General features: G+C 43.1%; 12 protein-coding genes and 1 pseudogene. 2 read left to right on the top strand and 11 right to left on the bottom strand.

The annotated features are described in order from the left end of the window. Positions 1 to 97 precede the first annotated feature (97 nt). The 3 genes from HGG78_RS04205 to HGG78_RS04195 form a co-directional block, all read right to left on the bottom strand. Positions 98 to 1,030: a class I SAM-dependent methyltransferase gene (locus HGG78_RS04205; protein WP_172532163.1), complete on the bottom strand. Its 933-nt coding sequence runs from the start codon at positions 1,028 to 1,030 to the stop codon at positions 98 to 100. 11 nt (positions 1,031 to 1,041) lie between these two features. Next, a complete protein-coding gene (locus HGG78_RS04200) occupies positions 1,042 to 1,737 on the bottom strand; it encodes a TIGR01621 family pseudouridine synthase (protein WP_172532162.1) in 696 nt (231 codons plus the stop codon). 119 nt (positions 1,738 to 1,856) lie between these two features. Then, entirely contained in the window at positions 1,857 to 3,200 is a 1,344-nt protein-coding gene (locus HGG78_RS04195; protein WP_171981337.1) for a sodium-dependent transporter, read from the bottom strand. Positions 3,201 to 3,538: 338 nt separating this feature from the next. Here HGG78_RS04195 and cls point away from each other — a divergent pair, with 338 nt between their 5' ends. Beyond that, positions 3,539 to 4,993, top strand: a complete 1,455-nt coding sequence (gene cls / locus HGG78_RS04190; protein WP_172532161.1) for a cardiolipin synthase — start codon at positions 3,539 to 3,541, stop codon at positions 4,991 to 4,993. 80 nt (positions 4,994 to 5,073) lie between these two features. Beyond that, on the top strand, positions 5,074 to 6,264 hold the full coding sequence (locus HGG78_RS04185) for a cystathionine beta-lyase (protein WP_168522380.1): 1,191 nt from the start codon (positions 5,074 to 5,076) through the stop codon (positions 6,262 to 6,264). 88 nt (positions 6,265 to 6,352) lie between these two features. Here the strand turns inward: HGG78_RS04185 and HGG78_RS04180 are convergent. The 8 genes and pseudogenes from HGG78_RS04180 to pspA all read right to left on the bottom strand — a co-directional run. Next, positions 6,353 to 6,664: pseudogene (locus HGG78_RS04180) on the bottom strand (BCCT family transporter); the annotation flags it as partial. An 8-nt stretch (positions 6,665 to 6,672) separates the two neighbouring features. After that, complete coding sequence (locus tag HGG78_RS04175; protein ID WP_053309936.1) at positions 6,673 to 7,236, bottom strand: DNA-3-methyladenine glycosylase I; 564 nt, start codon at positions 7,234 to 7,236, stop codon at positions 6,673 to 6,675. Between the two features lie 80 nt (positions 7,237 to 7,316). Further along, entirely contained in the window at positions 7,317 to 10,415 is a 3,099-nt protein-coding gene (locus tag HGG78_RS04170) for an efflux RND transporter permease subunit (RefSeq protein ID WP_172532159.1), read from the bottom strand. Beyond that, complete coding sequence (locus HGG78_RS04165) at positions 10,408 to 11,493, bottom strand: efflux RND transporter periplasmic adaptor subunit (protein ID WP_172532158.1); 1,086 nt, start codon at positions 11,491 to 11,493, stop codon at positions 10,408 to 10,410. The genes HGG78_RS04170 and HGG78_RS04165 overlap by 8 nt, the downstream gene beginning before the upstream one ends. 1 nt (position 11,494) lies before the next feature. Next, entirely contained in the window at positions 11,495 to 12,529 is a 1,035-nt protein-coding gene (locus HGG78_RS04160; protein WP_172532157.1) for an efflux RND transporter periplasmic adaptor subunit, read from the bottom strand. A gap of 144 nt (positions 12,530 to 12,673) precedes the next feature. After that, positions 12,674 to 13,063: an envelope stress response membrane protein PspC gene (gene pspC / locus HGG78_RS04155; RefSeq protein ID WP_172532196.1), complete on the bottom strand. Its 390-nt coding sequence runs from the start codon at positions 13,061 to 13,063 to the stop codon at positions 12,674 to 12,676. After that, entirely contained in the window at positions 13,053 to 13,286 is a 234-nt protein-coding gene (gene pspB, locus HGG78_RS04150) for an envelope stress response membrane protein PspB (protein WP_053309941.1), read from the bottom strand. The genes pspC and pspB overlap by 11 nt, the downstream gene beginning before the upstream one ends. A 13-nt stretch (positions 13,287 to 13,299) precedes the next feature. Next, positions 13,300 to 13,968 (bottom strand): phage shock protein PspA, encoded by a 669-nt coding sequence (gene pspA / locus HGG78_RS04145; RefSeq protein WP_053309942.1) that lies wholly within the window; start codon positions 13,966 to 13,968, stop codon positions 13,300 to 13,302. Between the last annotated feature and the right edge of the window lie 26 nt (positions 13,969 to 13,994).

Here is a 13,994-nt window from a genome sequence, read left to right as displayed (position 1 = left end):
TTTACGCGAATGTACTCCTTTTAAAAATGGCAGCGTTAATCGCTGCCATTTTTCTATCTGTTGCTCTCTATTTCAATGATGCTCGAGAGCATCCTGATTACGAGAAAACTAGCGCTTTTAAACTTGCTTGTGGATCGATATCTTCAAACTCAGGTGGGTTTTCTAAACGCTGTTGAAAAGTAAGCGAAGGAGCTTCTACCTTCATACCTTCAATAAGAAAATCACACGTTACCGATGGCGAATTAACGCACGCTAGTACTTCACCTCCTTGAGCAAGTAGATCTGGAAGGCGACGTAAAATCTTTTGATAATCTTTGGTTAATGCAAAACTACCTTTTTGGAATGATGGCGGATCGATCACAATCAAATCATAAGGACCTGATTTTTTAATTTTCCCCCATGACTTGAAAATATCATGTCCAAAAAACTTCACTTGGCTAAGGTTATGGCCATTTAATATGTGGTTTTCTCGACCTTTCGATAGCGAGGCTTTTGCCATATCGACATTTACTACGCTATCAGCACCACCTTGCATTGCCGCAACAGAAAAACCACAAGTGTAAGCAAATAAATTCAAAACGTTTTTATGCTTGGCATTAGCTTGTACCCATTCACGGCCACAGCGCATATCCAAAAACAAGCCAAAATTTTGGTTACGGCCAATACTTAACTGATATTTCAAGCCATTTTCAATCACAACAGGAAAGGCATCTAATTCTCCCCATAACACCTCAGAAGGAGCACCTTCAGCATAACGGTGTTGCAGTAAAATACAGCGCCCCTGCTTTTGCTGCCATAGAGGACTGTTTGTCAGGCAAACCAGCCCTTGCTTTAGATCAACTAAAAAAGCATCGTCCACCGCTTTAAATAGGTTGACGACCAATTGACCTTGGAGCCAATCGCACGTTAGCTGCTCTAAACCTGAAAACCTGCGACCACGACCATGGAATAAGCGCCGAATTTCATCTGGGCCTTGTGCGAGTTGCTGTTCAATGTGTTCAAAAAAAAGGGCAAGTGCTGAGCATTGCATGTTGTGTTCTGTCATTTTTTTACTTTCGGCCAAGCTAAATTCCAAGGAGCTAACCAAGATTCAATACCTTGGCAAACTATCGTTGAGTTCCACTGATGACCCATATCATCTTGATTACGTGGATCACATATAAATTGATACTGATGATTAAGATACGAGAACCTTAAAGCAAAGGCGTGTAAATATCCTCGGTCAGCTACATTACTACCATTATAAATGGGGTCCCCCACAATAGCTGAACCAATCGATTTTAATGCAACCCTTATCTGATGAGTTTTACCAGTCAATGGCTTACATAAAAAGAGACGCTCACCTGGTTCTGCTGTCAGTGAAAAAAATTGTGTGATAGCAGGGTTATTATAAGTATTCATCAGTTTCCAAGCAGAACGTCTTGAACGCTCCATATCACCACTGATTAAACCCTGTTTTTTCTTAGGCTTGTTGCTACCCAGTGCTAGATAGTATTTTTCCACTTCTCGGTCAGCAAACGCTTGCGACAAAAGACTCGCCGCTTGCTGTGTACGTGCGAGCAATAAAATACCTGACGTCATTTTGTCCAGACGATGAACAAGATAAAGCTGTTGATCACCGGAAACTTTACCAACTTCCTGCAATAGCATGGTCTCGCCATCATCTTTATGAACAGAAACATTTGGGTATTTATTGATGATCAGAAAATCGGAATGTGTATAAAGAATATCGAACATACAGCCTCTCATGATAAGGCTGGGATTATACCTTTAAAAAACAATAATCGGCAGGATAGAGTGAGCTTTATTGATAAAACAAAAGCGGTGAATACACCGCTTTTGTTTAAGTATTAAACTTAAAGAATCGAGTAGAGGAATACCGCCATGATCGCCACAGGGCAAACGATTCGTACATACCAAGGCCAGATCTTCCAAAATAAACCTTGCTCGATCTCTGGATTGCCTTGTTTAAGCTCTTCAAGAACTTTATTACGCTGCCAGATCCAACCCACTACAATCGCCCACACCACACCCAGTAATGGCTGCATATAGACTGTTGATACATCGGCAATCAGGCCAAATAGTGCACCAAAATTAAGTGAAATAACGATGCTAAGTATTAGAATGGCACCACCAATCAACCATGTTGCTTTACTACGATCCATTTTCAGTTCGTCTTGAGCACAAGAAACCGGTACTTCTAATAATGAAATGGAAGAGGTTAATGCAGCGATGACCATCAGGATAAAGAAGCCAACGCCAATAATCATCCCGCCAGAGCCCATAGTGTCAAACATTGCTGGTAATACCGCAAAGACAAGGTCACCAGAGCTCAATAGATTGCCTGCACTATCAAAGATTTCAACCCCGTGATTTTTTGCAACATACATCGCAGGAAGAATCAAAAGACCTGCAGCGAAGGCGACACCTGTATCAATCGCAGCCACTTGAGCGGCTGTCTTCGGTAAATTAACATCTTTTTTGATATATGAACCGTAGACCATCATCGAACCCACACCGAGTGACAATGAGAAGAAAGCTTGCCCCATTGCATCCACTAAAAGACCCGCGTTGATGTGTGATACATCAGGCACAAGGTACATTTTCAAGCCTTCCATTGAACCATCTTGAGTGAAAATATACGCAATCATCACGGCAAACAGCACAAATAGAACAGGCATCAGACGGGTTGACCATTTCTCAATACCGTCGGCTACGCCTTTTTGCACCACATAAATCGTCAGCAATGAAAAGAGCGAGGCTAGAACAACATTACGAGCACCACTAAAATTCACTAACCAATCAGCGGCTGATTGTAATCCTACCATTTCTAAAATCGGCGCGGCAGCAAAGCCCATCAACCAACCCGCAAGAATAGAATAAAAGCTAAGAATCATTGAAGCCGCAACCATCGCTATCGCACCGAATAGAGCCGCCGCTTTCTTATTTTTTGTCCAAATTGATTTCAAAGAAGCAATAGGGTTTGACTGACCATGACGACCAATCGTTAACTCTGCGACCAACATTGGATAAGCGATCAAAAACACCATGGCCAAATAGATGACTAAAAATGCCGCACCGCCATTACTAGCCGCTTTGGTTGGGAAGCCCCATACGTTACCTAAACCAACAGCCGAACCAGCTGCCGCCATGATAAAACCAATTCTCGAAGAGAAATGACCTCTTGAACTACTTGCCATAAGATATTTACCAAAATTGTGTTTGCCAAGCGATGCTAAAATTGAGTGTAAACTTTTAGTTACACTTATAAGAATATTGAGTCGCACCAAGATGATGGCAAGTAAATCAGTTTAAGATTAGGATTGGAAGCCCGAACAGCATAAATTATGGGTTTCACCATCATTTCGCAGCTTAATCGTTGCTTTTTTGTGCTCAGCTCTTATTTTTTAAACTGCTGTTATCAAATTGGTAACACCATTCATCTGTCACTGTTTTCATATTATTTACAGCAATAAACTTTCTTACTTCCTCCTTTCCCTTTACTATCTTTACTTACTCTAGCGACAAGATTGACTGCATGGATAAGGTTTACCACATTCTTACATTAGCTGGCATTGCAATATATTGGTTGCTGGTTGCCGCTGTTACATTACGCGTTGTATTGAAACGTAGAGCCGTAAGCGTTTCGCTTGCATGGCTGATGGTTATTTATATCATTCCTATTGTTGGGGTGATTTTCTATTTTCTGATTGGCGAGCTCAATTTAGGTCGAAAACGAGCCGAACGAGCAAAAGAAATGTTCACGCCTTATGAAGGCTGGTTTAGGCAACTTAACGACTGCCAAGCTCATGCTCCAGAAGGTATGGGCGCTCATATCTACAAGATTGACGAACTTTGCAATCACCGAATGGGAATACCAGCACTAAGTGGCAACACACTTTCGCTTCAAACCTCTCCCAATGAAATCTTGCATTCTATTATCGACGACATAGAAGCTGCAAAAATCAGTATTCAAATGGTTTTTTACATCTGGCATCCAGGTGGATTGGCTGATTCTGTTGCTTCAGCACTTATCCAAGCAGCCAAGCGCGGTGTACAGGTTAAACTGTTACTTGATTCAGCAGGCAGTCCGCGATTTTTCAGAAGCCATTGGCACCAAATGATGAAAGATGCTGGCATTGAAGTCGTTCAAGCACTAGAAGTCAGCCCTTTACGGATTTTTTTACGCCGCCTCGATTTAAGGCAGCATCGAAAAATCATTATCATTGATGATCAAGTCGCTTACACCGGGTCGATGAACCTCGTTGACCCAGCTTACTTCAAGCAAAATTCTGGCGTTGGTCAGTGGGTGGATATCATGGTCCGCGTAACTGGCCCTGCTGTTAATGTGCTGTCTGCCATCCATTGCTGGGACTGGGAAGTGGAAACGGGGACTCGCATGTTGCCCAACACTCCGGAATGCCAAATAACCCCAGATCAACCACAACACCCTGTTCAGGTTGTTCCATCAGGTCCAGGTATGCCTGAAAACTTGATATTACAAGTGCTGACACTGGCCATTAACCAAGCCAATAAGTCAGTAAGAATAACCACCCCTTACTTTGTGCCAAGTGCGGATTTACTGGCCACACTAAAAATGACGGCGCAACGTGGTATTAATGTTGAACTGATCATTCCCCATAAAAATGACTCTACGATGGTACAGTGGGCTTCACGTGCCTTTTATGGAGAATTGCTTGAAGCTGGTGTGAAAATCTATGAGTTTTACGGTGGCTTATTACATACAAAATCGGTAGTGATCGATGAGCAGTTCTGTTTAGTCGGCACCGTCAATATTGATATGCGCAGCTTATGGCTAAACTTTGAGGTCACTCTCGCCGTTGATGATCAATCATTTACTAAAGAAATGCATTGGTTACAGCAACATTACATTGAGCAATCTCATGCTGTTGACTACAGCGAATGGGAACAACGCCCGCTTCATCATCGTTTTTTTGAACGTTTGTTCTATTTATTCAATCCTCTACTATAAGTTTTTATCATTTCGGGGTTGCCAACCAAGGCAGCTCCATGTTTTAAATAGACGATTATCTTTCCAGACAAGGATTTCTGATGTCAGAAGGCAAAAAGACTCAACTCGTGACAGCGGGGCGTGACAAAAAGTGGACAAATGGGGTAGTCAATCCGCCAATTCAACGTGCATCGACAGTGGTTTTTGATAGCGTTGCGGAAAAAAACCATGCGACGATAAACCGTGCAAATAAAACCTTATTCTATGGGCGTCGTGGCACACATACTCACTTTGCTTTTCAAGAGGCGATGGTCGAAATTGAAGGCGGCGCAGGCTGTGCACTTTTCCCGTGTGGAGCTGCGGCAATCGCCAATGCCATTCTTTCCTTTGTTGCAACTGGCGACCATATATTGATGGTCGATACCTGTTATGAACCGACCCGTGATTTTTGCGAAAAAATCATGAAGAAAATGGGTATAGAAACCACCTACTACCCTCCAACGATTGGCGAAGGTATCCGCGAGTTAATTCAACCGAATACTAAGGTACTCTTTACTGAATCGCCAGGTTCAATCACCATGGAAGTGCAAGATATCCCAACCCTTTCACGCATTGCTCATGAACAAGATATTGTCGTGATGCTAGATAATACTTGGGCGGCAGGCGTTAACTTCTCACCTTTTGAACATGGGGTTGATATCTCGATCCAAGCGGCAACCAAATACATAGTTGGTCACTCAGATGTGATGCTAGGCACCGCCATCGCCAATGAAAAGCATTGGGATCAACTACGAGAACAGAGCTACTTAATGGGGCAATGTATCTCACCTGATGATGCTTACTTAGGTTTGCGTGGTTTAAGAACCCTTGATGTTCGCTTACGCCAACATGAAAAAAACAGCTTGGAAGTCGCAAAGTGGCTTGCTGATCGCCCAGAAGTCGACCATGTTCGCCACCCAGCGCTGGAGTCCTGTCCTGGTCATGAGTTTTATAAACGTGATTTCACTGGCGGAAATGGCCTGTTCTCCTTTGTGTTGAAAACGAGCAATCCGCGAGCAACCACAGCCTTACTCGATGGCATGAAGCATTTCAGCATGGGTTATTCGTGGGGAGGCTTTGAAAGCTTAATTCTTGCTAATGAACCAAAGAGTTTTGATTCGTTGAGAACCGTAGCCAATCCGCATTTCTCAGGAACCTTGATTCGCTTACATATCGGTTTGGAAGATGTTGAAGACCTCATTGCTGATTTAGACGCGGGGCTAGAGCGCTATACTCAACAACTCAATCAGTAATCATTGAACAATCAGTAATCATTGAAATAGCACAGCAAATACAAAAAGGCCGCCCTATGAAACGAGCGGCTTTTTTTATTGAATATCGCTACGATTGCTTTAATTGTTGCTCTTCTAGCATCAGTCTTGCGTAGCGCGGCGCTGTCCAAAGCGTTGGCAGCAATATCAAGGAAACGGGCACCGCAGTAATAACAATAAACGACTGTAATGCAGAAACACCACCTTCCCCTAAAGAAATCAATGCAATCGCAATCGCTCCCATCATGATGCCCCAAAACGCACGTAAATAGGGGTGCGGGTCATTATTAGCACTCATGACTACAGGAAATGGAAGCTGCTAAGTAAAACCTGCGCTCACACTACCGAGTTGTGCAATTTCAAAATCTAAACCAGAACCACCGAAGTTAGTTAAGTTCGCTGTGGACAGCCTTCAAGATGGTCGTTGACCATACCAACTGCCTGCATGAATGCGTAGCAAATTGTTTCTCCAACAAATTTGAAACCACGTTTTTTCAAAAATTGGCTCATTGCTTTTGAAATTTCAGTTGCAGCAGGCACCTCCCCCATCGAATGCCAATGATTGACAATGGGACGTCCATCGACAAACTGCCATAACGCGTTAGATAATGAGCCATATTCTTGCTGAAGCGCTATTGCTGCTCGCGCATTAGAATATACAGAGGCAATCTTTCCTTTGTGTTTCACCACATCAAAATGCTCAATAATGTATGGCACTCGGGCCTCATCATATTGCGCTAGAACTTGAAGATCATACCCTTCAAACGCGACACGATATCCTTCACGTTTTTTTAAGATGGTGATCCAACTTAGGCCAGCTTGCGCACCTTCCAAGGTAATGAACTCAAACAAAACCGTATCGTCATAAACCGGAACTCCCCACTCTTGGTCGTGATATTCACGTTCAAGTGGATGATTCATTGCCCATGCACAAGTAGTATCGTGATCGCTCATCGTTAATCCTTAAAGGTTATGCTTTTCAAAAGTAGTGCCCCTGTTCATCAGAGGCACTGTGACTTGAAATAATCAACTAGCTATTTGGGTACCGCTACCTTATGAAAGAGTCGGTATAACACAGGAACCACTATCAATGTCAGGACCGTAGCAAAACCCAAACCAAACATAATGGTTACCGCCATTGGCTTGAAGAAAATATCAGGCAGAAGTGGCAGCATACCTAAAATCGTTGTAATTGCCGCCATACAAACCGGGCGAACACGACTTAGTGAGGCATCGACGACCGCCAGATAAGGCTCCTTCCCCGAGTGCATCTCAATTTCAATTTGATCTAATAGCACAATACCGTTTTTCAGCAACATGCCTGACAAGCTCAAAAAACCAAGCAATGCCATGAAGCCAAATGGTGTGTTAAGAGCTAATAGCCCTGTGGTCACCCCTATCAGCGCTAGGGGTACCGTTAACCAAACAATCAGCGGCTCTTTAACGGAGTTAAACAAGAACACCGTAATTAAGAACATAAACAAATAACCCAGTGGCATGGTTTTAAATAGTGATTCTTGAGCATCGTTTGATGACTCATACTCTCCTCCCCATTCAAGCGAATAGCCTGCTGGTAACTTGATCGCTTCTATTTGAGGCTGTAAACGCTTTTGTAATGTTGACGCCGTCTCTTCACCGAGAAGATCTGGGTCTGCCATAACGGTCAGCATACGCTTGCGGTTTTTACGTACGATGAGAGGATCCTCCCAGCGCATTTCATAACCCAACGTGACTTGCTGTAAAGGAATATAGTCGCCAATAACAGGGCTCCATAATTTCATCCCTTCAATGTTACGAATATCAACCCGTTCATCTTCAGGTAAGCGAGCCACAATCGGCATCAAGGTTGTACCATCTCGATACACACCAATCGTTTTACCGGAGAATGACATCGCAAGAAACTCATCAACGTCAGTTTTTGTCACACCGTAACGTCTTGCTTGGCTTTCATTAAATTGTGGTTCAATAACCTTGGTGCGTTCTCGCCAATCATGACGAACATTATAAGCGCCCTTGTCGGCGTACATAATGTCCATCACTTGCGTGGCAATTGACCGTAATACAGTTGGATCTGAACCAACAATTCGAGCTTCAATTTTTGCACCGCCACCAGGACCCAATTCAATTTGCTTTAACTTGTAGTTAATTTCTGGGAAATTTTGGTCAACGTATTGTCTAAAACGCTCCATTAACGGGGCAAGAGCTTCATAACTTGCAACACGTGTTGTAATTTCACCGTAGGCGGCATAGCTCTTTTCTGGAGCATAAGTCAACATAAAGCGCTGTAAACCTTTACCCGCCGTTGTAGTGATATGTTCAACATCATCTTGCTCAGACAACCAACGTTCCAATACTTTTAATTTGGTATTAGTGGCTCGTATATCTGTACCTTCTGGCATCCAAACATCAACCAAAAACATCGGCGTCGTTGATGATGGAAAGAAAGCTTGCTTTACATGGGTGAAACCATAAACACTGGCGACAAGAGCAAGAACTAAGATACCCATCGTCATCCACGCTCGTTTCATACAAAATTCTAAGAAGTTTTTGTAGATAACGAAAACCATACCGTTGTATGGATCACTGTCTTCTGAACCTTCTGCAAATTTTTGGCCTTTAAAGAAGAGATCAGCAAAAAATGGCGTCAGCGAGATAGCGGTGAACCAACTGAGCATCAGTGAAATAAGTAGTACCGTAAACAAGGTGCCACAGTACTCACCCGTTGCATCTTCGGATAAACCTATCGGCGCAAAAGCCGTTACCGCAATCACCGTTGCCCCTAATAGCGGCCATTTGGTTTGAGTAACGATATCAGTAGCCGCTTGCATTCGGGTACGTCCTTTTTGCGTCCCTATTAATATGCCCTCGACTACCACAATCGCGTTATCCACTAACATCCCTAGCGCTATGACTAATGCTCCGAGAGAAATTCGTTGTAGATCAATTCTGAAATACTGCATGAAAATGAACGTGCCAAACACCGTCAGCAACAAAATCAAACCGATTAATAGGCCTGAGCGCAGCCCCATGAAAAACAGTAGAACAATAATCACAATAGCAACGGCTTGGCCTAAACTCACCACAAAACCGCTAACGGATTTATCTACTTCTTTGGGTTGACTATAAATTTCCGAAATATCGATGCCAACTGGCTGCTGGTATTTTAGTTCCGCAAGTCGACGGTCGAATCGCTTGCCAACTTCAACCACGTTGACACCTTGAGAAAATGAAACGCCAACATTCAAGGCTAATTGACCATTAAAATTGATGATGTTACTTGGAACTTCAACATAACCACGTTTCACTTCAGCCACATCGCGTAAGTAAATCAGCCCTTTTGTACCGCTTTCGGTAAGTATTAAGTCTCCTAATTTATCAACATCATTAAACTCACCCGTCGGTTGGATACGAATGTACTCCTCACCAATGCGAATAGCACCAGCATCAGAGACCGCATTCTGTGTCGAAAGCAGGTTGAACACCGTTTGTGGAGAAAGCCCTAGCGAACTGATGCGCTTCATCGATATTTCAATAAACACTTTTTCTTGCTGCTGACCAGACACAGAAACCTTACTGATACCATCAACCAGTTCCAATTCACGTCGCAAGTAATCCACATAATCGAGCAATTCTTTGTAGCTATATCCGTCACCAGTAATGGCGAGCAAGATACCGTATACATCACCGAAATCATCAATCACTTGCGGGTCATTAACACCAGGAGGTAATTGACCTTTAAGATCATTCACTTTACGGCGCAACTCATCCCATATTTGTGGAAGATCATCAGGACCATAGTTATTTTTCATGGTGACCGTGATTTGTGACAATCCACGACTTGAAATCGAGTTAACTTCGTCAACATAAGTTAATTGTTGAATCGCTTTCTCTATCGGATACGTTACTTCTTCTTCCACTTGTTGCGGCGTTGCACCAGGATAAGCTGTCACCACCATGGCATCTTTGATAGTGAAAGCAGGGTCTTCTAAGCGCCCTAATCCAAAGAATGCAGATACACCGCCAATCAGGAATATAAGCGACAGCATCCAACTGATGACACGGTTTCTGATAAAGTATGCTGCGACACCTTTTACATCGTCATCACTTTGAGGCGTATGTTGTTGATTACTCATTACCTGCCTCCTGCTTAACCACTTCCACTACCGTTCCTTCACGCAGTCTAGATAGACCAGCCGTCACGACCGTATCTGAAGCACTAAGTCCATCAAGTACTTGTACACTCGCCATTGAAGCCTTCCCCAGCATCACATGCTTTTTACTCACAGTATTATCATCATTTAATATCCAAACGAATTTGTTATCTCGTTCTAAACCATCACCATCGGCATTAAATACCGCTTCAATTGGCACACTTACGCCTGCATTTAGCTGTAATCCAGCCTGACCACCTTGAGTGGTGACTTCCACTGCCATACCGTCCAAAATATATTCTTGATCAGGCATCGGTAAGGAAAGCGTCACAGAGAAGGTACCAGTAGCGGGGTTAGGTTCTGTCGTAAATTCCTTGACCATAGCAGTATAAGTATTCCCGCTAGGGACTCGTACAAGCGCCTCCATTCTTTCTAGTCCAACGGATTTAGGTTGGCTGATATAAAGACGATCAGGCAACTGAATTAACACTTCAACGGAATCAATGCTGTGAATATTGACTATCTGTTGCCCTACTTGCACATTCTCAAATTGATCCGCATTGACTCGCGAAATAATACCGTCAACGGGAGCCTTAAGCTGGGTGAAAGACAAGCGTAACTTTGCAAGGTCTAACTCGGCTTTAGCAATTTGGCGTTGAGCGGCGATTTCGTCAAACTGTGACTTAGCAAGCAAGCCTTTTTCGACCAAAGGACTTGAACGTGTATATTGACTATCAATGACCGTAAAGCGTGCCTTAGCGTTATCAACATCCAATTGATAATCGGTTGGATCTAATGTAGCAAGCACATCTCCTTGCTTAACTCTATCCCCTTCTTTTATCGTCAGTTGGTTTATTTCTCCCGCCACACGAAAGCTCAGATGAGAGCGATCGGCAGCATTAGCAACCGCAGGGAAATACAGGCGATCACTGAGTTTTTCACTACCCAACTCAACAACTTTCACCCGTGTCACCATGTCTCGCGCTGAGGTATCTGGCTTTTCACATCCAGTGAGTAGCACTGAAGATGAAAACACACACAACATTATCCATTGCTTCATCTTACAGTCCTCGCTCTTTAATCCATTCACGCACTTTAATGCCTTGCGAAATACCACTGACGCCAGAAATAACAATTCGGTCACCATCATTTAGGCCTGAGAGCACTTGGTTTTCAGCGTTCAATTCAACCAACGCTTTTTCAACGACACCTTCTTCGGTGACTCGCCAAACGCATTGTTGTCCATTCTCATCAAAAAGTGCTGAAGTTGGAATACGTGTTGCACTGGCTTTCGCTGCAACTATTCGAACGGTACCGACCATCCCGGGCAATATGCCTATGTCTGTCGGACGATCCATCACCATCGTGACTTTATAAGAACCTGTTTTTGAATCAGCCTCAGTATCCACTTCTTGAAACTGCAATTGGAATTCTCGTTCAGGGAAAGAGTCAAACCTCACTGTTGCTACGGAATCGGCCCCATTAGCAAAACGGTTTAGCAAGTGGTCTGGTAGTTGGAAAATCACTTTTAAGATTTGATTGGTTTGAATGTTCATCACACCTTGCTTAGCCGCAAGGAATTCATGATTTTCAGCAGGAATAAGCGAGATAGTGCCAGCATAGGGCGCAACTAACTGGGTATAACGCAAGTTGGCTTTCGCCTGCTCCCACATCGCTTTTGCCGAATTATGGTTTGCCTGCGCTTGGTCAAAATCTTGCTCTGAAACGACTTTATCTTTTCTAAGTTTTTTATATCGCTCGTACTGCACATCCGCTAACTTAAAATTAGCTTGAGCTTGTTGCTCTAACAGTGAATATTCATCTGGGTTTAACTTGGCAAGGACATCACCTTGCGCTACTTGTTGACCGGCGGTCACATCAATTGATTCAAGTAATCCAGGAACGCGAAATGCTAAAACAGCCTTATCTCCGGCTTCTGTTGTAGCTGGAAAAGTTCTTTCAAATTGGGTATTGCCAACAGAGACAGAGAAGAGTTTGGCTGGGCGTGAATCTGGCTCAGGCACGGGGGGTAATTCCTTACCACACCCTGACAGTATTGCCAGAGTCACCAGCAAGAAAACAGGAGGTTTGTACATGCTATATCATCCATTTTTACAGTTTATCTAAAAATAGATGAATCCTATCGAGATAGCGAGAAAGATTCCGTTAATTTCTATAAAAATTAACCATTTGAGAACTAAAATAGGTCTAGTTCTCAAACGGGAAGTTAACGTCGTAATCTAAAGCTTACTAAACTCTCGGTTTACTTTGAATGCTTCAGAGGTAACGTACGCCTCCATTTGACGAACTGTCCCCTCTACTTGACGTAAGTCTTGATCTAACGTGTCCAATAATGCTTCTGCGGTTTGTCCTTGCTCCCACGGCTTATTTTTTAGTTTGTGCTCGCGTTGGCTTTTGAGTGTTTCTACATATTGAATAGGCTGTTTTTCTAACATCAAGGTTAATGCCATGTAAGCCAATACCACTAAGAAAAAACCACCTAATAACGACGCGGAAATCACCAAAATACGAACCAGCCAAACTTCAAGCCCGAGGTAGTTTGCAAGCCCTGCGCAAACACCAGTAATTTTTCCATTCACGGTATCACGGTACAGTTCTCTAGCCATTATTTCGCCTCCAATTCGGGGACTCTGCGTCCAGTATACGCTCTAAGGTTTCAACACGACTCTGTAAGCCTTCTGCTTTTTGCGACAGCGCTTTCAAGCGTTCAAAATCTTCCTGAGAAAGTGCATTACCTGAACTTTTCTTACTGCGATAATGAAGAAATAACCACAATGGTGCGACAAAGATGAGGAAAACAATCAATGGCCCTGCGATGAAAAATGATGACATATGTCACTCCTCGTTATTTATTTTGATCCATTTGCTGTTTAAGCTTTGCTAGCTCTTGTTCAATTTCGTCTTGTGCTTGCAGTTCAGCAAATTCTTGATCCAAAGTCTTTGCATTACCCGATTTTGCGTATAAATCCGCTTCCGCTTCCAGTTCATCCACTTTGCGTGAATATTGTTCAAACTTCGCCATCGCTTCGTCAGTGCGGCTAGTATGTAGATGACGTTGAACATCACGACGGTTATGAGCGGTTTGGCTACGAATGGCCAATGCTTGTTGTTTGGCTCTGGTTTCGGAGATTTTCGTTTCTAATTTACCGATTTCACCGGTTAGTTTGTCAATCGTTTCTTCCACCAGCGTCTGTTCAGTATGCAAGCCTTTGATTATTTCTTGCAATTTTTTCTTTTCAATCAACGCCGCTCGCGCTAATTCTTCACGCTGCTTACTAAGCGCTAGCGTCGCTTTTTGTTGCCAATCTACTATTTGCGCATCCATCGCATCAACTTTACGCGCCAATTCTTTTTTATCCGCAATGGCTTTAGCTGAATTGGTTCGCACTTCCACCAATGTATCTTCCATTTCTTGAATGATAAGGCGGATCATTTTTTCTGGATCTTCCGCTTTATCTAATAATGCGCTGATGTTTGAATTTACGATATCTGCAAAACGAGAAAAAATACCCATGATGAATCTCCTTACTGGTAATACAC

It is taken from the genome of Vibrio aestuarianus (assembly GCF_012395185.1).
GTDB lineage: Bacteria > Pseudomonadota > Gammaproteobacteria > Enterobacterales > Vibrionaceae > Vibrio > Vibrio aestuarianus.
This window is presented reverse-complemented; position numbering and strand designations above follow the sequence as displayed.

Excerpts from the sequence above, each read along its gene's own strand:
- HGG78_RS04205 (WP_172532163.1), bottom strand. The coding sequence starts at position 1,030 with ATGCAATGCTCAGCACTTGCCCTTTTTTTTGAACACATTGAACAGCAA.
- HGG78_RS04200 (WP_172532162.1), bottom strand. The coding sequence starts at position 1,737 with ATGTTCGATATTCTTTATACACATTCCGATTTTCTGATCATCAATAAA.
- HGG78_RS04195 (WP_171981337.1), bottom strand. The coding sequence starts at position 3,200 with ATGGCAAGTAGTTCAAGAGGTCATTTCTCTTCGAGAATTGGTTTTATC.
- cls (WP_172532161.1), top strand. The coding sequence starts at position 3,539 with ATGGATAAGGTTTACCACATTCTTACATTAGCTGGCATTGCAATATAT.
- HGG78_RS04185 (WP_168522380.1), top strand. The coding sequence starts at position 5,074 with ATGTCAGAAGGCAAAAAGACTCAACTCGTGACAGCGGGGCGTGACAAA.
- HGG78_RS04175 (WP_053309936.1), bottom strand. The coding sequence starts at position 7,236 with ATGAGCGATCACGATACTACTTGTGCATGGGCAATGAATCATCCACTT.
- HGG78_RS04170 (WP_172532159.1), bottom strand. The coding sequence starts at position 10,415 with ATGAGTAATCAACAACATACGCCTCAAAGTGATGACGATGTAAAAGGT.
- HGG78_RS04165 (WP_172532158.1), bottom strand. The coding sequence starts at position 11,493 with ATGAAGCAATGGATAATGTTGTGTGTGTTTTCATCTTCAGTGCTACTC.
- HGG78_RS04160 (WP_172532157.1), bottom strand. The coding sequence starts at position 12,529 with ATGTACAAACCTCCTGTTTTCTTGCTGGTGACTCTGGCAATACTGTCA.
- pspB (WP_053309941.1), bottom strand. The coding sequence starts at position 13,286 with ATGTCATCATTTTTCATCGCAGGGCCATTGATTGTTTTCCTCATCTTT.
- pspA (WP_053309942.1), bottom strand. The coding sequence starts at position 13,968 with ATGGGTATTTTTTCTCGTTTTGCAGATATCGTAAATTCAAACATCAGC.